Genomic DNA, 23571 nt, shown 5'->3' with positions numbered 1-23571 from the left:
GCCTGGCGTAGTCCGGCGCCAAACCCGAACCAGAAGAGGCAGCGCCATGGAAACGCTCGGACACTTCGTCGGCGGCAAGCAGGTCGAAGGCCGCTCGAACCGCACGCATGACATCTATGACCCCGTCCGCGGCACGGTGCGTCGCCAGGTCAGCCTGGCCACGGCCGAAGAGGTGCGCGAGGCGATCGGCCGCGCGCAGGACGCATTCCCCGCATGGGCCGCGGTCAATCCGCAGCGCCGCGCGCGGGTCATGTTCGAGTTCAAGCGCCTCGTCGAGAAGGACAAGGACCGCCTCGCCAAGCTCCTCTCCGAAGAGCACGGCAAGACGGTCCCGGACGCGATGGGCGACGTGCAGCGCGGGCTCGAAGTGATCGAGTTCTCCTGCGGCATCCCCCATCTGCAAAAGGGCGAATATACCGAGGGCGCGGGCCCCGACATCGACGTCTATTCCATGCGCCAGCCTCTGGGCGTCTGCGCGGGCATCACGCCGTTCAACTTCCCGGCCATGATCCCGATGTGGATGTTCGGCCCGGCCATCGCCGCCGGAAACACCTTCATCAACAAGCCCTCCGAGCGCGACCCGTCGGTCCCCTTGCGCCTCGCCGAGCTGATGATGGAGGCCGGCGCGCCCGAAGGCGTCCTCAACGTCGTCAACGGCGACAAGGAGGCGGTGGACACGATCCTCGAGGATCCGCGGGTCAAGGCGGTCAGCTTCGTCGGCTCGTCCGATATCGCCCAGTACATCTATGCGACGGGCACGGCGCACAACAAGCGCGTCCAGGCCTTTGGCGGGGCGAAGAACCACATGGTGGTCCTGCCCGACGCCGACATGGAGAACGCGGCGAGCCAGCTCGTCGGCTCGGCCTACGGATCGGCCGGCGAGCGCTGCATGGCGACGCCGGTCGTTGTGCCGGTTGGCGATGGCACGGCCGAGCGCCTGATCGAGGCGCTCAAGCCCAAGATCGAGGCGCTGCGCATCGGCCCCTCCGATCAGGACGTCGATATCGGCCCGCTGGTCACGAAAGAGCACAAGGAACGCGTGCGCGGCTGGATCGACCGCGCGGTCGAGGAAGGCCAGGAGGTGCTGGTCGACGGCCGCGATCAGGGCGTCGAAGGCTATGAAGACGGCTTCTTCATGGGCGCGACCCTGCTCGACAAGGTCAAGCCGGAGCATGAGAGCTACAAGCAGGAGATCTTCGGCCCCGTCCTCCAGATCGTCCGCGCCGACACGCTCGAAGAGGCGATCCGCCTGCCGAGCGAGCATCAATACGGAAACGGCGTCGCGATCTTCACCGCCTCGGGCTCGGCCGCGCGCAAATTCGCGCAGGAGGTCGAGGTCGGCATGGTCGGGGTCAATGTCCCGATCCCCGTGCCGGTCGCCTATCACAGTTTCGGCGGGTGGAAGCGCTCGGGCTTCGGCGACACCAACCAGCACGGCCCAGAAGGCGTCCGCTTCTGGACCAAGGTGAAGACCGTCACCCAGCGCTGGGACTGGGACGAGGAACTCGGCGCGTCCGAATTCGTCATTCCCACGATGAAATAGGCCCACGACGAAACAGGAGGCTTCCATGCCCAATGTCCTGATCACCGGCGCCAATCGCGGCATCGGCCTCGAGTTGACGCGCCAATACGCCAAAGACGGCTGGCAGGCCTTCGCCTGCTGCCGCACGCCCTCGCAGGCGGACGATCTGCGGGCGGTCGAGGGCAAGGTCTCGATCCACGCGCTCGACGTCGCGGATGCGCGAGCGACCGAGCGGCTGGCGAAAGAGATCGATGCGCCGCTCGATGTCGTCATCGCCAATGCCGGGGTCTATGGCCCCGGCTCCGAGGCGCAGACCTTCGGCCGTCTGGACCTGGACGGCCTGCGCGATACGATCGAAACCAACACGATCGGCACGCTGCGCACCCTTCAGGCCTTCCTGCCGCATGTGAAGCGGTCCGAGCGCAGGAAACTCGTCGCGATCACGTCGCAGATGGGCTCGATCGAGGACGCTTCGGGCGGCTCCACCGCCTATCGCGTGTCCAAGACGGCGCTCAACATGGCCGTCGCGGTCGCCGCGGCCGAGGTCAAATCCGACGGGGTCGCCATGGCGATCCTGCATCCCGGCTGGGTGCGCACCGATATGGGCGGCCCGAGCGGCAAGATCTCTCCGGAGGAAAGCGCCGAGGGCCTGCGCCGCGTCATCGACGGACTGACCCCGTCGGACAAGGCGCCTTTCCTCACCTATGCGGGCAAGACCCTGCCGTGGTGACACCGGCCCTTCCGCTTGGCGGGCATTGCCTCTGCGGCGATGTCCGCTTCGAGATCCGCGGCGCGCCGGGACCGGCTGGCGCCTGCCATTGCGAAAGCTGCCGGCGCTGGTCGGGGACCTATTGGTCCTCGGTCAATATCGCGCAATCCGACCTCGTCCTCACGAGCGGCGAGGCGTCGCTGGCCTGGTATCCCTCATCCGAACATGCCGAGCGGGGCTTCTGCCTCCTTTGCGGCTCCTCGCTCTTCTGGCGGCTGAGCGCGGCTGACAGCGAGCGGGTGGCCGTCGCCATCGGCGCGCTCGACCTGCCGACCGGGCTCGATCTTTCCGCCCACATCTTCACCGGCGAAGCCGGCGATACCTATGAGGTGCCGCAAGGGGCGCCGCACCACGAAGGATTTCCGCAATGAGCACGATCCTCTTCATCGGCCTCGGCAATATGGGCTCGGGCATGGCCGCGAACCTGATGAAGGCCGGGCACGACGTGCTGGTCCACGATCTGTCCAAGGAGGCCGTGGCCGAGGCGGTGCGCGGCGGCGGACGCGAAGCGGGCGGCCTGCCCGATGCGCGCGATGCCGATATCGTCATCACCATGCTGCCAGCGGGCGAGCATGTCGCGCGCGTCTATCTGGAGCGTGACGCGGTGGCGAGCCATGCGCGCGAGGGCACGCTCTTCATCGACTGCTCGACCATCGATGTCGAAACCGCCCGCACGGTCGGCATGGAAGCCAAGGCGCTCGGCTTCCGCTTCGTCGACGCCCCGGTCTCGGGCGGCACGGCGGCGGCGCAGGGCGGCACGCTGACCTTCATGGTCGGCGGCGAGGAGGATGATTTCGAAGCCGCGAAACCCGTGCTCGAAGCGATGGGCAAGAACGTCTTCCATGCCGGCGGCGCAGGCACGGGCCAGGCTGCCAAGATCTGCAACAACATGCTGCTCGGCATCACGATGATCGGCACTTGCGAAGCGTTCAACCTCGCGCAGTCCCTCGGCCTCGACCCGCAGACCTTCTTCGACATCTCGTCCAAGGCCTCGGGCCAGTCCTGGTCGATGACGAGCTATTGTCCCGCGCCGGGGCCCGTTCCGGCCGCGCCATCGAACAAGGGCTACAAGCCCGGCTTCGCGGCCGCGATGATGCTCAAGGACCTCCGCCTCGCCTCGGACGCCGCCAGAACCGCCCGCGCCGCCATTCCGCTCGGGGCGCAGGCCGAGCAGCTCTACACGCTGATGGAAGCGGCGGAGGCGGGCGGCCTCGACTTCTCCGGCGTGATGAAGCTGATCGACGGGTCCTTGAACAAGGACTGAGGCGGATACGGACAGCATGGCGCTCGTGTTGTCCGCAGGCGGGAAGCCAAAGGCCGTTCTGCGCCGCCGGACCGATCGCAGCTGCGTGGGTCCGGGGTGGGTCAGACCGGCCTTTCCACCACTGCCCGATGGCCGGCCGGGGGCGGAATCGCCGCTTTCGGGCTGGGCCTGTCGTCGCCGAGGCGGCGTAGCTCGTAGAGGTCCAGGATCGAAAAACCGACCTTCGAGAAGGCGGGCAGGATCACGAAGAGCGCGATGCTGACGGTGGGGCCGACAATGCCGATGCCGGAAGGACTGATCAGCCAGACAAGAGGATAGCTGACCCAGAACACCGTCAGGTAGGCGGCAACCCGCGTATAGGTCTTGGACAACGCCTCGCCCTGCTCCCCCGCGATCCGGCGCAGAGGGCCCCAGACCTGCCACAGGATGAGGAGGAAGGAGACGCAGCCAATCGTGTACCAGAGCCACCGGACGCTTTGTTCTGCGGTCAGATCGGCGAACAGGCCGGACAGGATCATCACCACGTCGGCGAACATCAGGCTGCCGATCAGGCGTGTGTCATTGGCGCGGTAGAACGTCGCCGTCGAACCGAGCAGCCAGAGGAGGAGCGGCGTCGTCACGAGCCAGTCGAGATAGCGCGCGTAATAGACTTCCCGGCCGTCGATCATCACCGTGCCCTGGCCCAGCGCCATGGCGAGATAGGCGAGGCCTGACCAGATCGGGATCACGGCGGCGATCGTGTACTCGTAACCCGGTACGCCCCTGGGCTTCCGGCTCCAGTAAAGGAACAGGCAAGCCCCCGCCGCCATGACGGCCACGTAGAGCCACAGCCAGAAAGCCTCTGTCATCCGGGTCCTTCGGTTTTCCCTCTCGCTAGTGGAACAGGAGGAAGGCCGCAGAGTTCCGCGAAAGGGCAGCCCGCCTCGCTAGAACGCCCGAAACGGGCGCGATCAGTTCACTCCTGTCGTGATCGCACAGCGCTCGGTCGGACGAGAAAAGGCCCGCATCGTTTTCGATGCGGGCCTCTCTTCGTCCGGCATTGCACAGCGCCGCGAGGGCGGCGCTGAAAGATCAATCCGCAGCGACGTCGCTCAGTGCGCGGACCTCGACGGGGCCGAGGTCGAGGCCCTGAAGCTGGGGCTCGATCTCGTCATAGTCGCCGACGATGACCCAGACGAGGCTGTCCGGATCGATCACGCTTTCGGCGGCGGCCTGAAGGTCGTCCGTCTTGAGCGTGTTGTAGCGCTCGGCCTCGGTGGTGTCGTAGTCGAGCGGGCGGCCATAGACCGCGTTCCCCATCATCGAGAACAGGACCGAGCGCGCGGTCTCGAACTTGCCGGGCAACGCGCCGACCACGCCCGCGACGGTCTGGTCGAGTTCGGCCTGCTCGATGGGCCGCTCGCCGCCGACCAGCTCTTCCATCTCGCGCGTCAGCTCGGCGACCGAAGGCCCCGCCTGGTCGATCTGGACCGGCGCCCAGAGATAGAACATGCGCTGGCCGAGGGCATCGCCCGCGCCGGAGCGCACGCCATAGGACCAGCCCTTGTCCTCGCGCAGGTTCATGTTGATCCGGCTGAGGAAGTTGCCGCCGAAGGCGTCGTTCATCGCTTCGAGCGCGGTGTCCGTCTCGCTGCCCGTGGGATCAATCAGGCGGCCGGCCAGGATCAGCGCCTGCTGCGTGTCCGGCTTGTCGATGACGATGACGCGGGGCGTGTCGGCCACCTGCACCTCGTCGATGGACTTGCTCGCAGGCTCGCCCTCCGCGGTGAAGTCGCCGAAGGCGCGTTCGAGCTCGGGCAGGATCTCCTCGACGCTCGTATCGCCCGTGACGTAGATCGTCGCGTTTTCGGGGCGCAGCCAGGCGCTCTTCCAGGCGAGGAGGTCGTCGCGGGTGATCGACCGGATCGCCTCGACCTCCTCTTCGGCGGTCATCGGCGTGCCATAGGCATGATCCTCTCCGAAGACCGCATTGCCGAGCGCGCGGAAGCCGAGCGACTGCACGTCCGCCTTCTCCTGGCGCAGATCGTCGATCGTGCGCTTGCGGAACTTCTCGATTTCCTCCTCGGGGAAGCTCGCCTCTTCCACGATGGAGGAGAAGAGCTCCAGCGACGGCCGCAGATTCGCCTTGAGGGAGGAGAGATAGGCCTTGGAGTCGTCGCGCGAATTGTAGACGCTGATCTGCGCGCCCAGTTCCTCGGACCGCGTGGCGATTTCCTGCGCGTCCATGCGGCGCGTGCCCTCGTCCATGAGGTTCACCGCCATGGAGGGCAGGCCGGGGATCGGCTCTTCATTGTCGCCGACCGGCACATTGCTCGTCGCCGTGCCCGCGTCGAACTGCACCGCGACTTCCACGACCGGCACGGTCGGGCGCGGGGCGACGACGACCTTCATCCCGTTGTCGAGCGTCGCTGTCTGGATCTCGGGGAAGGAGACATCCGCGCCCTCGCCGATACCCGGCAGTCCCGCGGCGCGGTCCACGCCTTCGGCGGATGCCGCATAATCGGGGAAGGGCAGGACCTGCAGCTCGTAGAAGCCCTTGGTCAGATAGCGCTGCGCGGCTTCCTGCACGGATTTCGGCGTCGCGGCCTGCAACAGGTCGAGGTTCTCATCCGTGTAATAGTCCGGATCGTCCATGAAGAGCGCGCCGCGGGCGAGCTTGGCCGCCTTGCCGGAGACGCCTTCGAGGCTGCGGACCTCCGAGGCGAGATAGATGGTCTTGGTTCGCTCGAGCTCGTCGCGCGTCGGGCCGCGCTTGAGGAACTGCGCGATCTCCTCGTCGATGACCGCGTTGATCTGCGGGATGTCTGCTTCTGTCTTGGCATCGACGATGAAGAAGATCTGACCCGACAGGATGTCCTCGCCATAGAAGACCGAGGCCGAGTTCGCGATCTGCATCTCGTCGACCAGGCGGCGATAGAGGCGCGAGGTCTTTCCGCCTCCGAGCGCGCGGGCCATCACGTCGAGGAGCGGGCTGTCCGCCGAGCCCGTCGGCGGCGCGATATAGGCTCTGTAGATGCGCGGCTGGGCCACGCGGTCCTGCATCATGCCGTATTTGTTGGCTTCGAGCGGAACCGAGTCCACGACCGGCTTGAGGAGCGGCGGGCCCGCCTCGATATCGCCGAAATATTTCTCGACCAGCGGCCGGGCCTCGTCGGCGGAGATGTCCCCGGCGAGGACGAGCACGGCATTGGCCGCGCCGTAATATTGCCGGAACCATTCCTGCACATCCTCGAGCGAAGCGTTGTCGAGGTCTTCCATCGAGCCGATGGTCGAGTGGTGATAGGGGTGCCCGACCGGATAGAGGTTCTCGTAGATCTCGGTCCAGATCCTGCGGCCGAAGGGGCGGTCCTCGCCAAGACGCTTCTCGTTCTGGACGACGCCGATCTGGTTTTCGAGCTTCTCCTGCGTCACCGCGCCAAGGAGATGCCCCATCCGGTCGCTTTCGAGGAAGAGGATCCGCTCGAGCGCCGCGCGCGGCACCGTCTCGTAGTAGTTGGTGCGGTCGGTATTGGTCGTGCCGTTATACTGGGTCGCGCCCATATCCTTGAGGGCGACGAAGAAGTCCTTGTCGAAATTCTCCGAGCCGTTGAACATCAGGTGCTCGAAGAGGTGGGCGAAGCCCGTCTTGCCCTGCGGCTCGTCCTTCGAGCCCACGCCATACATGACCTGGACCGCGACGACCGGCGCCTTCCTGTCCTCGTGGACGACCACTTTCAGGCCGTTGTCGAGCGTGAACTCCTCATAGGGCAGCTCGACCTCGATGCCGGAGGTCTGCGCCTGCACGGCGGGCGCTGCGGCGAGGCCGAGCGCGGAGGCGGTCAGAAAGGCCGAGGCCAGTAGGGCTTTGGACATGCGATGATGCTCCCAGCTTTATCGTTCCGCGGTAAGGTGCGGGGCGGGGCTGGCGGCGTCAACGCCGCAAAATGCGGCATGACTGCGTTTTCAGGCAGCTTCGCAAGATCGGCTCTGCGCTCTTGCCCAAGACGGTGCGGCCCGTCACACAGCGCCGATGAGCTGGCATGCGACCTTCGTGACCCTCTACCCGGACGCCTTTCCGGGCGTGCTCGGCGTGGGCGTTCTCGGAAGGGGGCTGCGCGAGGGGCAGTGGTCCTATGACTGCGCCAATCCGCGCGATTTCGGGGCGGGCAAGCACAAGCTCGTCGACGACACGCCGGCGGGAGGCGGTCCGGGCATGGTGCTGCGGGCGGACGTTCTGGCGGCGACGCTCGATTCCGTCGAGGCGGACAGGCGCCCCCGCCTCCTTCTCAGCCCGCGCGGGCGTCCCTTCACCCAGGATTTCGCCCATGACCTCGCCCGGGGGCCGGGCGCGGTCTTCGTCTGCGGCCGGTTCGAGGGCATAGACCAGCGGGTGATCGACGCGCGCGGCCTCGAGGAGGTGTCGATCGGCGACTTCGTGCTGGCAGGCGGGGAGGTCGCCGCCCAGGCGCTGGTCGAGGCTTGCGTGCGGCTCGTCCCCGGTGTACTGGGCGCGCCGGCCAGCCGTGACGATGAGAGCTTCGAGCAGGGCCTGCTCGAATATCCGCATTACACCCGGCCGAGAGAATTTGAAGGCAGGGCCATCCCGGACGTGCTCCTCTCCGGCGACCATGGAAAGGTCGCGAAGTGGCGCAGGGACCAGGCCCTGGAGCTGACGCGCGCGCGACGACCGGACCTTCTCAGGGCGGTCCAATCCGGCGACAAGAAAGACGAGACGACGACATGAACGTGATCGAACAGCTCGAAGCCGAGCACGCCGCGGAACTCAAACCCGAAGTGCCCGATTTCGCGCCCGGCGACACCGTGCGGGTCCAGGTGCGGGTGCGCGAGGGCACGCGCGAGCGGCTTCAGGCCTATGAAGGCGTCTGCATCGCCCGCTCCGGCGGCGGCCTGAACCAGTCCTTCACCGTCCGCAAGATCAGCTTCGGCGAAGGCGTCGAGCGGGTCTTCCCCCTCTACAGCCCGCTGGTCGAGGAGATCGAGGTCGTGCGCCGCGGCAAGGTCCGGCGCGCCAAGCTGTACTATCTCCGCTCGCGCCGCGGGAAGTCCGCGCGGATCAAGGAGAAGGTGGACACCAAGCGCGTCGCGCGGGTCGCCGCCAAGAAGGCTGCCAAGAAGAAATAAGCGGCATTCTCCGCAATTTTCGGAAATTCGGTCGGGCGGGCGCTATGCGTCCGCCCGAGCCATTTTCGGCAACTGGTCGGTGAAGGCCCGGAACAGGTCCGGGTCTTTCGTCATCCGGCCGAGGATCAGCGTTCCCTGAAGTTCGGCGAAGGTCCGCTGCGCCTGCCGCAGGGCGGCCGCTTCGTCGCGGCCCGTGCGCAGGAAGGTCGTCCTGAGCGCCGCGAGGAAACGCTGCGCCGCCGCCTCGATCTTCGGCGCGTGGTTCGTGCCGGCCGGGACCGAGAACAGCTCGAACAGGCAGGATTGCGCGCCGCCCTCGTAATAGGCGGAGAGGCCGTCCGCCGCCTCCTGCAGGGCCTCGCGCGCTGTCGGGGCGGACAGCATGGGCTCGGTGACGACCTCGTCGAACTCGTCGCAGGTGCTGCCGATGACCGCCTCGACGACTTCCCGGCGGCCGCCGGGGAAGGCGACCTTGATGACGGTCTCGTCGATCCCCGCTTCGTCGGCCAGCTCTTCGAGGCTCGCTCCGGGTCCCCGCCGCCGCATGGCGCGATCCATCTGCCGCAGCACGACCACATTGTCGTCCGTCATCGAAATCCCCGTCAGGCTCCGCTCGTTTCGATCCCGGAAAGCATAGCCGACCCTGCTCCGGCGTGAAGAGGCGCGCGCGGCTCTGCGCTATTCGGCCGCCTCCTGGAAGCCCGCGTCGAAGGCGACGTCCGAGCTCTTGATGTGCAGGTCGCGCTGCGGGAACGGAATCTCGATCCCGGCTTCTTTCAGGCCCTCCCACACCTTGATGAGCACTTCGGAGCGGACATTGGCGATGCCGTTGGGCGGGTCGTTGATCCAGAAGCGCAAGGAGAAGTCGACCGAGCTGGCGCCGAAACCGATGAGATTGCAGACGGGGGGCGGCCGGTCGAGAACGCGCGGCGTCGTCTTGGCCGCTTCGAGGCAGATCTTCTGCACCTGCCGCAGGCTCTCAGTGCCATAGGCCACGCCGACATCCGCCTTGCAGCGCACGGCCCGGTCATTGTGCGACCAGTTGATCACGCCTTCGTCCATGAAGGTCGCGTTCGGGATCAGGTGCTCCGTCCCGTCGCGCGTGCGGATCGAGACGTAGCGGCTCTTCATGTCCGTGATCCAGCCGAAGGTGTCGCCGACCTGGATCGTGTCGCCCGGCTTGATCGACCGGTCCGCGAGCAGGGTGAAGCCGGCGAGGAAATTGCCGATGATCTTCTGCAGCCCGAGGCCGATGCCCAGCGCCGCCGCCCCGCCGAAGACGGCCAGATAGGTCAGATCGAAGCCGATGAAGGCGAGCGCTGCGATCAGCGCCGCGATCGGCAGAACGAAGTTCAGCACCTTGGCGAGCAGCGCCTTGAAGCTGACGTTCAGTTCCTCGGTCTGGTTCACCCGGCTGATCAGGAGGCCGGTGACGAAGTTCGCGGCCAGAAGGAAGAGCGCGAAGATCAGCCCTGCGCGCAGCACGTCGTAGAGGCTGATCGTCTGCGCCTCCTGCCCCGGCCCGGCCGGCGTCAGCGTATAGGCCCGCGCCTCCATCCAGTCGAAGACGTCGCCGAGCACGCCGAAGGCGTCGAGCGCGGCGATCGGCCAGGCGATGTAGAAGGCGACCTTGGACCAGAAGGGCGACCGGATGGCGAGGGTCACCACGCGCACGATGATCCAGGCGGCCAGAAGGCTCTGCGCCGCGGAGACGAAGCCGTAATGCTCCCCCATGCTTCGCAGGATCCACATGAAGACCGTCAGCGTGATCCACAGCGCGATCGGCGTGGCGAGGACGGCGGCGGCATCGGCGAGGCGGCGCAATATGCCCGCCGGCACCTGCTTGCGCAGATAGCGCCCGATAAAGCCCTTCAGGCGCGGCCCGAAGAGGACGGCGGGAATGAGCGCGCCGAAGACGAGGCCGAGCTGCAGCAGCGCGTTGATCGTCAGGACATCCGTGCGGATCCAGGTCAGCGCCCTCGTGCCCCAGACCTGCAGCAGCTCGACGTCCAGAAGATCGGCGAGGGCCGATCCTTCCTCGGCCAGCTCTTCGGTCTCGGCGATCAGCTCGTCCTGCAGCTCGGCGACGTCCTCTGCCGCGCCCTCGAGGATCTCCGGCGTCTCGCTCGTCGCCGAGGGATCGGCGGCCGCTGCCGCGGCGGCGTCCTCTGCGCGGCGCGCTTCGAGGATCGCCTCGAGCTCCTCGGTCGAGAGCTCGACCGTGATGTCCTCTGCGGGAACGGTGATGGTCTCGTCGTCTTGCTGCTGCACGTCGCAAGAAACCCCTGTCGAACGTCTCGAAGCTATGCGTAGCAGAACAGCTCGGCAATTCACCCTCTCGCAAAGGCGGGGCGCGTCGCGCTAAGGGGCGGCCATGTCCGAGACGAACTCTCCCCGCAAGGTCCATGTGAAGACCTGGGGCTGCCAGATGAACGCCTATGACACCGAGCGCATGATCGGCCTCCTGCGCCCGCTCGGCTATGGCGTGACGGAGGATCCGGGCGCGGCGGATCTTCTGATCCTGAACACCTGCCACATCCGCGAGAAGGCGGCCGAAAAGGTCTACTCCGAGCTCGGCCGCCTGAAGTCGCAGCGCAAGGACGGCGCCAGGATCGCCGTCGCGGGCTGCGTCGCGCAGGCCGAGGGCGCGGAGATCCCCGCCCGCGCGCCGCAGGTCGACATGGTGATCGGGCCGCAATCCTATCACCGCCTGCCGGAGCTGATCGCACGGGCCGCGCGCGAGCGGGGCGAGGTGCTGGAGACCGAGTTCGAGGCAGAGGCCAAGTTCGACGCGCTCGAAACCCCGCGCGAGGCGGACGGCCCGACCGCCTTCGTCACCGTGCAGGAAGGCTGCGACAAGTTCTGCACCTTCTGCGTCGTGCCCTATACGCGCGGCGCCGAGGTGGGGCGCGCGACCGACCGCATCGTCGCGGAGGTCCGCGCGCTAGCCGCGCAAGGGGTGCGCGAGGTCACGCTTCTGGGCCAGAACGTCAATGCCTGGCGCGGCACCGCGCCCGCGGGCAGCGGCGAAGAGGTGTGGGGCCTCGGCCGGCTCTGCCGGCATCTCGCCAGGATCGACGGGATCGAGCGCATCCGCTTCACGACCAGCCATCCGCGCGACATGGACGATGCGCTGATCGAAGCCTTCGCGGAGGAAGAGAAGCTCATGCCCTATCTGCACCTGCCGGTGCAGTCGGGCAGCACGCGCATCCTCAAGGCGATGAACCGCCAGCACACGGCCGAGGACTATCTGCGCCTGATCGAGCGCATCCGCGCGGCGCGGCCCGACATCGCGATTTCCGGCGACATGATCGTCGGTTTCCCCGGCGAGGACGAGGCCGCCTTCGAGGAGACGATGAGCCTCACGCGGGAGGTCGATTACGCCGCCTGCTACTCCTTCAAATATTCGCGCCGCCCCGGCACGCCCGGCGCCACCATGCGCGGCCAGGTCGCAGAAGACGCGAAGGCCGAGCGCCTCGCGCGCCTCCAAGCCCTCCTCGATGAGCAGCGCCACGCCTTCAATGCGCGCCAGGTGGGCCGAACGCTGCCCATCCTATTCGAGGCCAGGGGCCGCCATGAAGGCCAGCTCAAGGGCCGCAGCCCCTATCTGCAATCGGTCCATGCCGAAGCGCCCGAGGCGCTGATCGGACAGGTCGTGCCGGTCGCGATCGAGCGGGCGGGACCGAACAGCCTGACGGGCCGGATCGAATGCTCCGCCGCGGCCTGAGCCCGGCATTGGACCGGCGTCCGCTTCTGGCCCTGGCCGCTTCGGCCTTGCTCTTGCTCTTGCTGGGTCCGTGTGAGGGGGAGGGTGACCCCACCTCATCCACGGCTTGGGCCGATCCGGACAAGCTGCGCGACCGGACCGCGTTCTACGGGGCGGACCGGGAGGATCTGGTCGCCTATGTCGATCGCAACTGGCGCAACCGGTACGGGCTGAAGGGGGATGAGGACTGGCCGCTCTGGACGATGGATCTGACACGCCATTGGCGAACGCCCCGCATGCAGGTCTACTATCTCGGCGGCGGCCCCTTCTCCCGGACATGGTCTCAACAGAGCCTGCGCTACATCGTCGACATCTATGCGAAGATGCGTCCCGACCTCACCTTCGTCGACTATTCCGGAACGGAGTGCTGCGGCGGCATCTTCCTTGAGCGCCTGAAAGAGACGGGCATTTCCGCCCTGGAGCGGGATGCGGAGGCGCTCCTGGACCTAATCGAGGCGCGCAGGATCGACGGTGTGCCCGTCGTCATCCACGTTTCGAGTTTTTCGACACTCGCAGGCGTCATCGCGCTGACCCGGAACGATCCGGCTGAAACGTCCTGCACGATCGGCGTCTTCGTCGCGCCCTGGACCAGCTTCTATCCATCGAGCTTCGTCTACGATCCGGCGAACAAACCGTTTCCGAGCTTCGAGCTCACGATCGAAGAGCGCATCGCAGGCTGGCGCGAAGGCAATCGAGACTATCTGCACATCGACGAGGATCTGGACGACGACCCGGCGCGCCAGTGGATGCGCAGCGTCGTCGCGGAGGCCGAGATCGACGAAGAGATCATTGCCGTGTTCCCCGAGTCCGAGAACAGAATGGACAAGGCGGTTGCCGAGCGGTTCTTCTCGGGAATGCCGCATGCATCTTTACGCGCCGCCCGGGCGGCTTTTCACGACTCCATGGTGGCTTCGCCGGAAAGCCGAAAGGCCGTTCGCGATTTCGTATCGGAGAGGCTGGATGAGAAGACGTGCAGGACCGCGGCACGGGGCTGACGCCCCGTCCGCAGCCGCGACCCCGATTTGTGCTTTGTCCTCGCCTCCGCGCCCCCTACCTAGAGCGGCAATGACCACGGAAACTCTCGTCTTCGACGACAACGCCCTCGTCTCCGACCTTTGCGGGCCGCATGACGCGAACCTCCTCCTGATCGAGAACGCGCTCGGCGTGCGGCTCGATGCCAAGGGGAACACGATCGCCCTGCGCGGGCAGGACGGCGCGCGCTGGCAGGCGAAAGAGGCGCTGCGCGCGCTCTATGGCCGGCTGGAGGGCGGCGAGGGCCTGTCGAGCGCCGATGTCGAGGGCGCGCTGCGGCTCTCCGCGACGGCCGCCGAGGGCAAGGCCGAGAAACCGAAAGGCGCGGGCGCCGCGCCCGTGCTGACGCTGCCCAAGCGGACCATCGCCCCGCGCAGCGCGGCGCAGGCGGACTATATGCGCAAGCTGTCGGCGAACGAGCTGACCTTCGGGGTCGGCCCGGCGGGCACGGGCAAGACCTATCTCGCCGTCGCCCATGCCGCGAGCGCCTTCCTGCGCGGCGAGGTCGAGCGGCTGATCCTGTCGCGCCCGGCCGTCGAGGCGGGCGAGCGCATCGGCTTCCTGCCGGGCGACATGAAGGAGAAGGTCGATCCCTATCTGCGTCCGCTCTACGACGCGCTCTACGACACCATGCACACCGACTATGTCGACCGGCGCATCGCCGCCGGCGACATCGAGATCGCGCCGCTCGCCTTCATGCGCGGGCGGACGCTGAGCCGGGCCGCGGTGATCCTCGACGAGGCGCAGAACGCGACCATCGGCCAGATGAAGATGTTCCTGACGCGCCTCGGCGAAGGCAGCCGCATGACGGTGACGGGCGACCCCTCCCAGACCGACCTGCCCGATGCGCGCCAGTCGGGCCTTCAGGACGCGCTCTCGCTCCTGACCGAGATCGACGGCGTCGCGGTCACCCGCTTCACCGGCGAGGACGTGGTCCGGCACCGCCTCGTCGGCGAGATCGTCCGCGCCTATGACGGCCGCGAGCGGGACCGCATGGCGGCCGCGCAAGCGGGACGCGGCTCTTGATCCGTTTCGACTGCGAGACGGAGGCGCCCTGGCCCGAAGACGTGCTGGACCTGCCATCATCCTGCGCGCGGGCGGTCGGAGAGCTTTGCCTGCCAGGGATGCGCGGCGGGGAGGTCTCGGTCCTCTTCACCGATGACGGGGCGGTGCAGAGCCTGAACCGCGACTGGCGCGGGAAGGACCGGCCCACAAACGTCCTGTCCTTTCCGGCCGATCCCGTCCCGGGCCTGCCCGAAGACATGCAGCCGCTCGGCGACCTGGCGCTGGCGCTCGGGACCTGCGAACGGGAAGCGGCGGAAAAGGGGGTTTCGCTGCGCCATCATGCGGCCCACCTTCTCGTTCATGGTCTTCTTCACCTTCTCGGTTATGATCACCGGGACGGGGAGGAGGCTCGTGCGATGGAAGCGCTCGAAACGCGGGCGCTCGCCAGCCTGGGGATCGCTCCCCCTTACGAGGAAGAGCCCGCCGATTGAGCGGGCCAGACGGAGACGAATATGTCCGACGGCGCAGCGCCGTCTCCTTCCGGGCGAGAAGCCCGACAGACGGCTCCCGGCTCAGCGGCCGGGCCCGCATCTTCTCCCGCGCGGAGTTCTTCATCCCTTCGCAACCTGCTCGGCCGGTTCCGTCCGGCGCGGGAAAAGGGCCTCAACGGCGTCCTGCAGGAGGGCAGCGGCGCGACGCTGACCCCGGCCGAGCGCGAGATGATCGAGCGCATCGTCGCCTTCGACACCAAGCGCGTCGACGACGTGGCGATCCCGCGCGCCGACATCATCGGGGTCGACCATGACGTCACCCTCGCCGAGCTTCTGACGACCTTTTCCGAGGCCGGCCATTCGCGCCTGCCGGTCTATCGCGACGATCTCGACGACCCGATCGGCATGGTCCACATCAAGGACCTCGTCGGCATGCTCGCCGAGCCCGACCGCGCCGAGGGCGGCGACACGCCGATCCTGAAAGGCCTGACGCGCAAGATTCTCTACGTGCCGCCCTCCATGCCCATCACCGACCTGTTCCTGCGCATGCAGGCGAGCCGCATCCACATGGCGCTCGTCATCGACGAATTCGGCGGCACGGACGGCCTCGTCACCATTGAGGACCTGATCGAGGAAATCGTCGGTGACATCCGCGACGAGCACGACAATGCCGAGGAGTTCGGTCTGCGCAAGACCAAGAACGGCCGCTGGGACGCCGATGCGCGCCTGCCGCTCGAGGAGTTCGAGGAAAAGACCGGTCTCGACCTGCGGCTGCCCGACGACGAGGCGGACACGGTGGGCGGGCTCGTCTTCGCGCTCGCCGGCCGCATTCCGGTGCGGGGCGAGGTGATCCCGCATCCCGACGGCGCCGAATTCGAGGTGGCGGAGGCCGATGCCCGCCGCATCCGCCGGGTGCTCGTGCGCCCGCTGGCGGCCGAGACGGTGCGGCGCGAACCCCTGCCGCCGCCCGCCGAGAAGACGGTGCGGCATGAAGAGGCGATGCGGACGGCCGAGGCCGCCGCCACGTGACGCTTGCCGCGCGCGGCGATGCGGACGCCGAAGACAGAGCCGGGAGGGGGCCCGCGCTGCGCCTGGCGCAGGGCCTGCGCGGAACCGGCGGGTGGCGGCGCTTCGTGCTCGCGCTCCTTTTCGGCGCGCTGTCCGCCACCGCCTTCGCGCCCTATGGCGCCCTGCCGGTCCTGCTGATCGCCTTTCCGGGTCTCGCCCTGCTGCTCGAAGGGACAAGCGGCGGGCGGAAGCCTCTGCGAAGCGCCTTCCTGACCGGCTGGGCCTTCGGCTTCGGCGCCTGCGCGCTGGGCATGTACTGGATCGGTTTCGCCTTCCTCGTGCAGGCCGAACAGTTCGCCTGGATGATCCCGATCCTCGTGCCTGGGCTGATGGCGTATCTCGCGATCTATAGCGGCCTCGCCGCCCTCATCGCGGTCCGGGCCTGGCGCGGCCCCTGGGGGCGCAGCGCCGGAGCGCGGGTCCTGACCCTCGCCGCTGCCTTCGCGCTCGGCGAATTCCTGCGCGGCTGGATCCTCACCGGCTTCCCCTGGAACCTCTTGGCGCAGAGCACGCTGGCATGGCTGCCGCTCGCGCAGTCGGCGAGCCTTGTGGGACCTTATGGCCTCTCCCTCATCGTCGCGCTTCTCGCGCTCCTGCCGGCGGCCGCGCTCTCGGGCGGGCGCCGCTGGCCCTGGCTCGCGCTCGCCTGCGGTATCGGCGCGATGGCGCTGTTCGGCTGGGTCCGTCTTCAGCCGCTGAGCCCGTCACAGCCGCAGGCGCAGCTCGTCATCGTCCAGCCCAACGTGCCCCAGCGCGACAAGCTCGATCCCTCAAAGCGCGAGGCGAACCTGCAGCGCACGCTCGACATGACGGCCGAGGCGGCGGCCGCCGTGGCCGACGACGTGCCGACCTATGCCGTCTGGCCCGAGAACACCTTTCCGCATCTGGGCGAGATCCCCGGCGTCGGGCAGGGGCTCGCGGAACGTTTTCCTGCCGATACGATCCTCGTGACCGGATCGGTTCGTGTCTATGGCGAGGCGGAGGCCGCATCCTTCGGCAATGCCGTGCAGGTCTTCGGCGAGACCGAGGGCGGCGAGAAGCCGTTGCTTGCCACCTATGACAAGCATCACCTCGTTCCCTTCGGCGAATACCTGCCGCTGTCGGGCCTGTTCGAGGCGCTCGGCCTCGCTTCCATGTCGCCGGTCGGCGCGGGCGGCTTCACGCCGGGGGCCGGGCCCGAAGTGCTGTCCGTCGGACCTGCGCCCTTCGCGCCGCTCGTCTGCTATGAAGGCATCTTCCCCGGGGCGCTCTATCCTGACGGCGAACGGCCCGACTGGCTGGTGACGGTGACCAACGACGCCTGGTTCGGCGACAATGTCGGGCCGCGCCAGCATCTCGCCATCGCGCGGTTGCGTTCGATCGAAAGCGGCCTGCCCATGGCCCGCTCCGCCAATACGGGCATCTCCGCCCTGATCGGTCCCAGGGGCAGGGTCCTGGAATCCTTGCCGCTTTACGAGGCGGGGACCCTGACCGCATGGCTTCCCGCGCCCGCGCCTCCCACGCTCTATGACCGCTGGGGCGAGGCGGGGTTCGCGATCATGCTACTTCTGGTTGTTGTTTCTCCGTGGGTTACGGGGCTTGCGCGCCGGGAGTGAAGTCGGCAATTCAGCGCATCCTCACGGTTCAGAGAGAATGAATATGGCCGGTACGGAAAACAAGCGAGCGCCCCACCCGATGGATATCCATGTGGGCAGCCGGGTCCGTCTGCGCCGGATGATGCAGGGCATGTCCCAGGACAAGCTCGGCGAGGAACTGGGCCTGACCTTCCAGCAGGTGCAGAAATACGAAAAGGGCGTGAACCGGATCGGCGCGTCGCGCCTTTACGATATCGCCCGCATTCTCGGCGTGCCGGTCCAGTTCTTCTACGACGATTTCGGCGACGGGCCGGAAACCATGATCGGCTTCGCCGAGACGAGCCCCGACAAGAACGAGGACAAGGCCGACTTCCTGTCGGTCCTCTCGACCCCCGAAGGCATGCAGCTCTGCCGCGCCTTCGCGAAGATTCCGGACTATCAGGTGCGCCGGCGCGTCCTCGACCTCGTCAAGGTCCTGGGCGAGGACGACGAGGACTGACAGCCCGAAAACCGTGCGGGCCGCCTCCCGCTCTTGCGAGGAGCGCGCCGGGGACATAAAGCATCCTTTATATCCTTTCCACGCATGCAAGCGGGGCGACGCCATGGTGGCCAGCAGCTACGACTTCACCTCCGAATCCGTTTCCGAAGGCCACCCGGACAAGGTCGCCGATCGGATTTCCGACGGGATCGTCGACCTCTTCCTCGCGCAGGAGCCCGAGGCCCGGGTCGCGGTCGAGACGCTGACCACGACCAATCGGGTGGTGCTGGCGGGCGAGGTCCGCTCGGCCGCGCTTTCGAACTCGAAGGACCGCGAAGAGGCGCTGACCGAGACCGCCCGCCGTGTCGTCCGCGAGATCGGCTATGACCAGGAGGGCTTCTCCTGGAAGAACATGGACGTGCAGTGCTACGTCCACGAACAGTCCGCCGAAATCGCGCAGGGCGTCGACAGCAGCGAGGGCAAGGACGAGGGCGCGGGCGATCAGGGCATCATGTTCGGCTTCGCGACGGATGAGACCGAAAGCCTGATGCCGGCGCCGATCGCCTTCGCCCATGCCATTGTCGGCGCCCTCGCCAAGGCGCGCCATGACGGCTCGCAGCCCGGTTTCATGCCCGATGCCAAGAGCCAGGTGACGCTGCGCTATGAAGACGGCCGCCCGGTGCGCACGGATTCCGTCGTCGTCTCGACCCAGCATGCTGAAGGCCTCTCCCAGGCCGAGGTGCGCGAACTCGTGCGTCCCTATGTCGAGCAGGTCCTGCCCGAAGGCTGGATGTGCGGCGAGGACGACTTCTACGTGAACCCGACGGGCAAGTTCGTCATCGGCGGCCCCGACGGCGATGCGGGCCTGACCGGCCGCAAGATCATCGTCGACACCTATGGCGGCGCGGCGCCGCATGGCGGAGGAGCCTTTTCGGGCAAGGACCCGACCAAGGTCGACCGCTCCGCCGCCTATGCCAGCCGCTATCTCGCCAAGAACGTGGTCGCTGCGGGCCTCGCCAAGAAGTGTCTGATCCAGGTCTCCTACGCGATCGGCGTCGCCAAGCCGCTTTCGCTCTATGTCGACACCTTCGGCACGGGCGAGGTCGATCCGACGCGGCTCGAAAACGTGCTGCTGGAGGTCATGGATCTCAGCCCGCGCGGGATCCGCACCCATCTCGGCCTCAACCGCCCGATCTACGAGCGCACGGCCGCCTATGGGCATTTCGGCCGGACACCCGAAGAGGATGGCGGCTTTTCGTGGGAGCGGACGGACCTCGTGGACGATCTGCGCTCCGCCTTCTCCTGACGTGACGGCCGCAGATCCCCGCAGCGCAGGCTACAAGGATCTGCGCCTGTTCGGCCGCCGCCAGGACAAGCCGCTCAAGCCGCGGCAGGCCCGCCTGATGGAGTCGCTGCTGCCGGAACTGGCGGTGACGCCGGAGACGGTGGCGGATGTCATCGCCGAAAGACGGGCTTCCCCGCGCTCAAGCAGCGAAGCGATAGCGCAGACAGAAGAGCGCTCAAGCAGCGAAGCGATAGCGCAGACAGAAGAGCGCTCAAGCAGCGAAGCGATGGCGCAGTCAGAAAAGCGCTCAAGCAGCGAGCGAGAGCGAGCGGTAGCGCCAAAAAGAAAGACCGCGCAGGAAGTCTGGCTCGAAGTGGGCTTCGGCGGCGGCGAGCATCTCGCATGGCAGGCCGAGCGGCACCCCGATGCGCTGCTGGTCGGCGCCGAGCCTTTCGTCAACGGCGTCGCCAAGCTCCTCACCCAGATCGAGGAGCGCCGGCTCTCTAATGTCCGCATCTGCCATGGCGATGCCCGCCAGCTCATGGCGGCGATGCCGGATCGCTGCCTGTCCCGCCTCTTCGTCCTGCATCCCGACCCCTGGCCGAAGCGAAAGCATCACAAGCGCAGGATCGTTTCGCAGCCGTTCCTGGCCGAGGCCGCGCGCCTCCTGCGCCCCGGCGCCGAGCTGCGGGTCAGTTCGGACATCCCCGACTATGTCCGCTGGACGCTGATGCAGGTGCAGGTCGCGAACCGGGAGGAGCGGCGGTTCGAGTGGACGGCGAGAGCGCCGTCCGACTGGCTCGACCGGCCCGGGGACTGGCCGCAGACCCGCTATGAGGCGAAGGCCCTCCGCGAGGGGCGCCGGCCCGCCTATCTGCGTTTCCTCCGGCGCTAGCCGGCCTCGCCCGGGCGGCCCTGGCCGGTCTTTCCCCGATTGGCGAGGAAGCGGCCGATGGCATCGGCCCGTCCGCCATCCGGGCGGCGCAGGACCTTCTGGCGCAGGACGAAGAAGCGCGACGCCCATAGCCAGGCCCTGTCCGCCCGGTCGGCATAGCGGGACCCGAAATTCTTCTCGAAGAAGCGTCGGCGCGAACGGAACCAGTAATCGGGCAGTCCCGCTTCGCTGCGGTTCGCCACCGCCATGCCCGTCGAGGCGCCCTGCAGGTGGGTCATCCGCGCCTGCGGCACATACCAGGTCTGGAACCCCGCCCTCTGCGCCTGGAGCTGATAGTCGGCCTCCTCGAAATAGAGGAAATAGGCCTCGTCCATGTCCCCGAGGCGGTCGAGCACCTCGCGGCGAAGGAGGAGCGCGGCGCCCGAGACCCAGTCCGTGCGATGCGCTTCGCTGCGCGGAGGCGGCGAGACGCGCGCCTTTCCGAGAAGGCGCGTGATCGGCCCGGTGCCGGCGCGCCCTTCGATCTCGCCTGCGACGGAGGGAAAGCGGAAGGCCGACCAGTGGACGCGGCCGTCGCTTTCGGTGATCGCCGGGCCGAAAATACCGCCTTCGGGACAGTCCTGCGCGAAGCTGACGAGGGTCTTGAGGCTGCCCGGTTCCGGCCAGGCATCGGGGTTGAGGAGGAAGACGTAGCCGAAGGGCGCGCCCCGCTCCGCCTCGGCCCGGCGAAGGGCGGCGAAGCCGACATTGTTGCCGGCGGCGAAGCCGTCATTGCGCTCATGGGCGATGACCTCGACATCCGTCTCGTTCGCGGCCGCGGCGCGCAGCGTTCGCGCATCGTCCCCGGGCGAGGCGTTGTCGACGACGAAGAGGCGGCTGCCGGGAATGTCTCGCAGCGCTGCCAGCGTGGCGGGCAGGTTGCGGGCCACCAGATGCGCCGCGCGATAGTTCACGACGATGCAGGCGACGGGCGGAAGCGGAATTGTCATGGCCGCTCTCTGGCACGAGCCGTGCCAGTCGGAAACCTCGGCGAAGCGGGGGTGACAGACCGCTCGGGCTCGCCTATGTGGAGAGTGCATTCGAACCCCGATCGGAAGCGGCCCCCCGGGGCCGCTTTTTTGTTGAGCCGAGAGCATGACGACACCGCTTGAGAACAGACTGTCCGAGATCGTCGCGCCCGTGACCGAGGCCGAGGGCTTCGAGCTCGTCCGCCTGCGCGTCACGGGATCGAGGAACAAGACGCTGCAGGTCATGGCCGAGCGGCCCGACGGCACGATGACGGCCGAGGACTGCGCGAAGCTCAGCCGGGCGATCAGCCCCGCGCTCGAAGCGGACGATCCGATCGACGATCCCTATACGCTCGAAGTGTCCTCGCCCGGCATCGACCGGCCGCTCACCCGCCTCAAGGACTATGAGCGCTGGGAGGGTTTCGAGGCCAAGATCGAGCTGACCCAGGCGGTCGAGAACCAGAAGCGCTACAAGGGGACGCTGGCCGGCGTCGAGGGCGAGGACGTCCTCTTCGACATCGAGGGCGAGGAGGAGACGGCCGTCATTCCCTTCGCCCTGATCGCGAGCGGCAAGCTTCTTCTGACGGACGATCTGGTCACGGAAAGCCTGCGCCGGGCAAAGGCGGCGGGAAATGCGCCGGACAATGCCGAAGCGAACGACAACGGTATAGATGACGCGGGCGGAAGCGCCCCTGAGAAGGAGTAGCCTCATGGCCGTGACAGCCAACAAGATCGAGCTGATGCAGATCGCGGACGCCGTCGCCCGCGAGAAGTCGATCGACCGCATGGTCGTGATCGAGGCGATGGAGGACGCGCTCTCCCGCGCGGCGCGCTCGCGCTACGGCGCGGAGACCAATGTCCGCGCCGAGATCGACCCCAAGACGGGCGAAACGCGCCTGTGGCGCCTGATGGAGGTGGTCGAGGAGGTCGAGAACGACTCCGCCGAGATCTCTCTCGCCGATGCGCAGCGGCAGAACCCCGAAGCCGAGATCGGCGACTTCCTCTCCGACCCCCTGCCGCCGGTGGACTTCAACCGCGTCGCGGCCCTCGCGGCCAAGCAGACGATCACCCAGAAGGTCCGCGACGCCGAGCGCGAGAACCAGTACGAGGAATACAAGGACCGCCAGGGCGAGATCATCTCGGGCCTCATCAAGCGGATCGAATACGGCCATGTCATCGTGGACCTCGGCCGCGCCGAGGCGGTCATCCGCCGCGACCAGCAGATCCCGCGCGAGCCGCTGCGCCAGGGCGATAGAGTGCGCGCCTATGTCGCCGATGTCCGGCGCGAGCCGCGCGGCCCGCAGATCTTCCTCTCGCGCACGCACCCGCAATTCATGGCCAAGCTCTTCGAGCAGGAAGTGCCCGAGGTCTATGACGGCGTGATCGAGATCAAGGCCGCCGCCCGCGATCCGGGGTCGCGCGCCAAGATCGGCGTCTATTCGAACGACAGCTCGATCGACCCCGTCGGCGCCTGCGTCGGCATGCGGGGCTCCCGCGTGCAGGCCGTCGTCTCGGAGATGGCGGGCGAACGCATCGACATCGTGCCGTGGTCCGAAGACACCGCCACCTTCATCGTCAACGCGCTCGCGCCCGCAGAGGTCGCGAAAGTCGTGCTCGACGAGGAGATGGAGCGGGTCGAGGTCGTCGTGCCCGACGATCAGCTCAGCCTCGCCATCGGCCGCCGCGGCCAGAATGTCCGCCTCGCAGGCCAGCTTTCGGGCTTCGAGATCGACATCATGACCGAGGAGGAGGAGTCCGAGAAGCGCCAGAAGGAATATGCCGAGCGCTCCGCACTCTTCATGGAAGTGCTCGACGTCGACGAGATGATCGCCAACCTGCTCGTCGCCGAAGGCTTCGCGCGGGTCGAGGAGATCGCCTATGTCGATCTCGACGAGATCGCGATGATCGAGGGCTTCGATGAGGAGACCGCCGAGGAGCTTCAGGCGCGGGCGCAGGAATATCTCGAGCGCGAGCGGGCCGAGCTCGACGAGAAGCGCCGCGAGATGGGCGTCGAGGACGATCTTCTCGAGATCGACGGCCTCGACCTCAAGATGATCGTCGCGCTCGCCGAGGAAGGCGTGAAGACCGTCGAGGACCTCGCCGGCTGCGTCGCCGACGACCTGACCGGCTGGACCGAGCGGGTGGACGGCGAGAAGAAGCATTACGAAGGCATGCTGGAGAAATACCGCGTCAAGCCGGACACCGCCGAAGCGATGATCGCCGAAGCGCGCGCCAAGGTCGGCTGGGACGACGAGGAGGAGGGCGAGGAGGCTTCGGTCTCTGCCTGAGCCGGG

The 23571-nt window shown here is 67.5% G+C and carries 22 protein-coding genes; 17 read left to right on the top strand and 5 right to left on the bottom strand.

The genetic code is table 11. From position 1 onward, the window contains the following. Positions 1-46 precede the first annotated feature (46 nt). From IE88_RS0103750 to mmsB, 4 genes are read left to right on the top strand one after another with little or no spacing between them, the layout of a single operon-like run. Positions 47-1543: a CoA-acylating methylmalonate-semialdehyde dehydrogenase gene (locus IE88_RS0103750; protein WP_031550332.1), complete on the top strand. Its 1497-nt coding sequence runs from the start codon at positions 47-49 to the stop codon at positions 1541-1543. Positions 1544-1568: 25 nt separating this feature from the next. Further along, complete coding sequence (locus IE88_RS0103745) at positions 1569-2252, top strand: SDR family oxidoreductase (RefSeq protein WP_031550329.1); 684 nt, start codon at positions 1569-1571, stop codon at positions 2250-2252. Then, the gene (locus IE88_RS0103740) at positions 2246-2662 is read left to right on the top strand and encodes a GFA family protein (RefSeq protein ID WP_238319258.1); all 417 of its coding nucleotides are present in this window, start codon (positions 2246-2248) and stop codon (positions 2660-2662) included. Before IE88_RS0103745 ends, IE88_RS0103740 begins: the two co-directional genes overlap by 7 nt. Continuing rightward, the gene (gene mmsB / locus IE88_RS0103735; protein ID WP_031550324.1) at positions 2659-3555 is read left to right on the top strand and encodes a 3-hydroxyisobutyrate dehydrogenase; all 897 of its coding nucleotides are present in this window, start codon (positions 2659-2661) and stop codon (positions 3553-3555) included. Before IE88_RS0103740 ends, mmsB begins: the two co-directional genes overlap by 4 nt. A gap of 101 nt (positions 3556-3656) precedes the next feature. On the opposite strand, the gene IE88_RS0103730 is transcribed toward mmsB, so the two are convergent. After that, positions 3657-4403: a bacteriorhodopsin gene (locus tag IE88_RS0103730; protein ID WP_051881467.1), complete on the bottom strand. Its 747-nt coding sequence runs from the start codon at positions 4401-4403 to the stop codon at positions 3657-3659. 223 nt (positions 4404-4626) lie between these two features. Further along, positions 4627-7407 (bottom strand): M16 family metallopeptidase, encoded by a 2781-nt coding sequence (locus tag IE88_RS0103725; RefSeq protein ID WP_051881466.1) that lies wholly within the window; start codon positions 7405-7407, stop codon positions 4627-4629. A 157-nt stretch (positions 7408-7564) separates the two neighbouring features. Between IE88_RS0103725 and trmD the strand changes: the two genes are divergently transcribed. Both trmD and rplS read left to right on the top strand, forming a co-directional pair. Next, positions 7565-8278: a tRNA (guanosine(37)-N1)-methyltransferase TrmD gene (gene trmD, locus IE88_RS0103720; RefSeq protein WP_031550316.1), complete on the top strand. Its 714-nt coding sequence runs from the start codon at positions 7565-7567 to the stop codon at positions 8276-8278. Next, on the top strand, positions 8275-8676 hold the full coding sequence (gene rplS, locus IE88_RS0103715; protein ID WP_031550313.1) for a 50S ribosomal protein L19: 402 nt from the start codon (positions 8275-8277) through the stop codon (positions 8674-8676). Before trmD ends, rplS begins: the two co-directional genes overlap by 4 nt. Before the next feature lie 42 nt (positions 8677-8718). Here the strand turns inward: rplS and IE88_RS0103710 are convergent, their stop codons facing one another. After that, complete coding sequence (locus IE88_RS0103710) at positions 8719-9267, bottom strand: hypothetical protein (RefSeq protein WP_031550311.1); 549 nt, start codon at positions 9265-9267, stop codon at positions 8719-8721. 87 nt (positions 9268-9354) lie between these two features. Continuing rightward, on the bottom strand, positions 9355-10947 hold the full coding sequence (locus IE88_RS0103705; RefSeq protein ID WP_202900420.1) for a mechanosensitive ion channel family protein: 1593 nt from the start codon (positions 10945-10947) through the stop codon (positions 9355-9357). Between the two features lie 103 nt (positions 10948-11050). Here IE88_RS0103705 and miaB point away from each other — a divergent pair, with 103 nt between their 5' ends. From miaB to trmB, 9 genes are all read left to right on the top strand, one after another. Further along, on the top strand, positions 11051-12403 hold the full coding sequence (gene miaB / locus IE88_RS0103700; RefSeq protein ID WP_031550307.1) for a tRNA (N6-isopentenyl adenosine(37)-C2)-methylthiotransferase MiaB: 1353 nt from the start codon (positions 11051-11053) through the stop codon (positions 12401-12403). Further along, positions 12385-13437, top strand: a complete 1053-nt coding sequence (locus IE88_RS0103695; protein ID WP_031550306.1) for a hypothetical protein — start codon at positions 12385-12387, stop codon at positions 13435-13437. Before miaB ends, IE88_RS0103695 begins: the two co-directional genes overlap by 19 nt. Positions 13438-13507: 70 nt before the next feature. Beyond that, positions 13508-14500, top strand: a complete 993-nt coding sequence (locus tag IE88_RS0103690) for a PhoH family protein (protein ID WP_031550304.1) — start codon at positions 13508-13510, stop codon at positions 14498-14500. Further along, positions 14500-14970 carry an rRNA maturation RNase YbeY gene (ybeY, locus tag IE88_RS0103685; RefSeq protein ID WP_036766568.1) on the top strand — a complete coding sequence of 157 codons (471 nt, stop codon included), beginning with the start codon at positions 14500-14502 and terminating at the stop codon, positions 14968-14970. Before IE88_RS0103690 ends, ybeY begins: the two co-directional genes overlap by 1 nt. Positions 14971-14991: 21 nt before the next feature. Beyond that, positions 14992-15999, top strand: coding sequence for a hemolysin family protein (locus IE88_RS0103680; protein ID WP_051881465.1), 1008 nt, complete (start codon positions 14992-14994; stop codon positions 15997-15999). After that, positions 15996-17633, top strand: a complete 1638-nt coding sequence (lnt, locus tag IE88_RS0103675; protein ID WP_081871411.1) for an apolipoprotein N-acyltransferase — start codon at positions 15996-15998, stop codon at positions 17631-17633. Before IE88_RS0103680 ends, lnt begins: the two co-directional genes overlap by 4 nt. A 43-nt stretch (positions 17634-17676) precedes the next feature. Further along, entirely contained in the window at positions 17677-18111 is a 435-nt protein-coding gene (locus IE88_RS0103670) for a helix-turn-helix domain-containing protein (protein ID WP_031550292.1), read from the top strand. A gap of 103 nt (positions 18112-18214) precedes the next feature. Further along, on the top strand, positions 18215-19396 hold the full coding sequence (metK, locus tag IE88_RS0103665) for a methionine adenosyltransferase (protein ID WP_031550290.1): 1182 nt from the start codon (positions 18215-18217) through the stop codon (positions 19394-19396). 1 nt (position 19397) lies between these two features. After that, positions 19398-20270: a tRNA (guanine(46)-N(7))-methyltransferase TrmB gene (gene trmB / locus IE88_RS16250; protein ID WP_036766567.1), complete on the top strand. Its 873-nt coding sequence runs from the start codon at positions 19398-19400 to the stop codon at positions 20268-20270. Here trmB and IE88_RS0103655 read toward each other — a convergent pair. Beyond that, positions 20267-21259 (bottom strand): glycosyltransferase family 2 protein, encoded by a 993-nt coding sequence (locus tag IE88_RS0103655; protein ID WP_051881464.1) that lies wholly within the window; start codon positions 21257-21259, stop codon positions 20267-20269. The two genes, trmB and IE88_RS0103655, sit on opposite strands and share 4 nt — an antisense overlap. A 145-nt stretch (positions 21260-21404) precedes the next feature. On the opposite strand from IE88_RS0103655, the gene rimP reads away from it, so the two are divergent. Continuing rightward, positions 21405-21983, top strand: coding sequence for a ribosome maturation factor RimP (gene rimP, locus IE88_RS0103650; protein WP_031550281.1), 579 nt, complete (start codon positions 21405-21407; stop codon positions 21981-21983). A 4-nt stretch (positions 21984-21987) separates the two neighbouring features. After that, positions 21988-23565 carry a transcription termination factor NusA gene (gene nusA, locus IE88_RS0103645; protein ID WP_031550278.1) on the top strand — a complete coding sequence of 526 codons (1578 nt, stop codon included), beginning with the start codon at positions 21988-21990 and terminating at the stop codon, positions 23563-23565. The last annotated feature ends 6 nt before the right edge of the window (positions 23566-23571 follow it).

Source organism: Parvularcula oceani, from assembly GCF_000733125.1.
GTDB classification, from domain to species: domain Bacteria; phylum Pseudomonadota; class Alphaproteobacteria; order Caulobacterales; family Parvularculaceae; genus Parvularcula; species Parvularcula oceani.
The sequence above is the reverse complement of the archived record's forward strand: the minus strand, read 5'-3'. Positions and strand labels throughout refer to the sequence as shown.

Coding starts and splice junctions, on each gene's coding strand:
- trmD (WP_031550316.1), top strand. CDS start 7,565: ATGAGCTGGCATGCGACCTTCGTGACCCTCTACCCGGACGCCTTTCCG.
- IE88_RS0103745 (WP_031550329.1), top strand. CDS start 1,569: ATGCCCAATGTCCTGATCACCGGCGCCAATCGCGGCATCGGCCTCGAG.
- nusA (WP_031550278.1), top strand. CDS start 21,988: ATGGCCGTGACAGCCAACAAGATCGAGCTGATGCAGATCGCGGACGCC.
- metK (WP_031550290.1), top strand. CDS start 18,215: ATGGTGGCCAGCAGCTACGACTTCACCTCCGAATCCGTTTCCGAAGGC.
- IE88_RS0103670 (WP_031550292.1), top strand. CDS start 17,677: ATGGCCGGTACGGAAAACAAGCGAGCGCCCCACCCGATGGATATCCAT.
- rplS (WP_031550313.1), top strand. CDS start 8,275: ATGAACGTGATCGAACAGCTCGAAGCCGAGCACGCCGCGGAACTCAAA.
- rimP (WP_031550281.1), top strand. CDS start 21,405: ATGACGACACCGCTTGAGAACAGACTGTCCGAGATCGTCGCGCCCGTG.
- IE88_RS0103695 (WP_031550306.1), top strand. CDS start 12,385: ATGCTCCGCCGCGGCCTGAGCCCGGCATTGGACCGGCGTCCGCTTCTG.
- IE88_RS0103725 (WP_051881466.1), bottom strand. CDS start 7,407: ATGTCCAAAGCCCTACTGGCCTCGGCCTTTCTGACCGCCTCCGCGCTC.
- IE88_RS0103655 (WP_051881464.1), bottom strand. CDS start 21,259: ATGACAATTCCGCTTCCGCCCGTCGCCTGCATCGTCGTGAACTATCGC.
- IE88_RS0103680 (WP_051881465.1), top strand. CDS start 14,992: ATGTCCGACGGCGCAGCGCCGTCTCCTTCCGGGCGAGAAGCCCGACAG.
- miaB (WP_031550307.1), top strand. CDS start 11,051: ATGTCCGAGACGAACTCTCCCCGCAAGGTCCATGTGAAGACCTGGGGC.
- mmsB (WP_031550324.1), top strand. CDS start 2,659: ATGAGCACGATCCTCTTCATCGGCCTCGGCAATATGGGCTCGGGCATG.
- IE88_RS0103690 (WP_031550304.1), top strand. CDS start 13,508: ATGACCACGGAAACTCTCGTCTTCGACGACAACGCCCTCGTCTCCGAC.
- IE88_RS0103730 (WP_051881467.1), bottom strand. CDS start 4,403: ATGACAGAGGCTTTCTGGCTGTGGCTCTACGTGGCCGTCATGGCGGCG.
- IE88_RS0103750 (WP_031550332.1), top strand. CDS start 47: ATGGAAACGCTCGGACACTTCGTCGGCGGCAAGCAGGTCGAAGGCCGC.
- IE88_RS0103710 (WP_031550311.1), bottom strand. CDS start 9,267: ATGACGGACGACAATGTGGTCGTGCTGCGGCAGATGGATCGCGCCATG.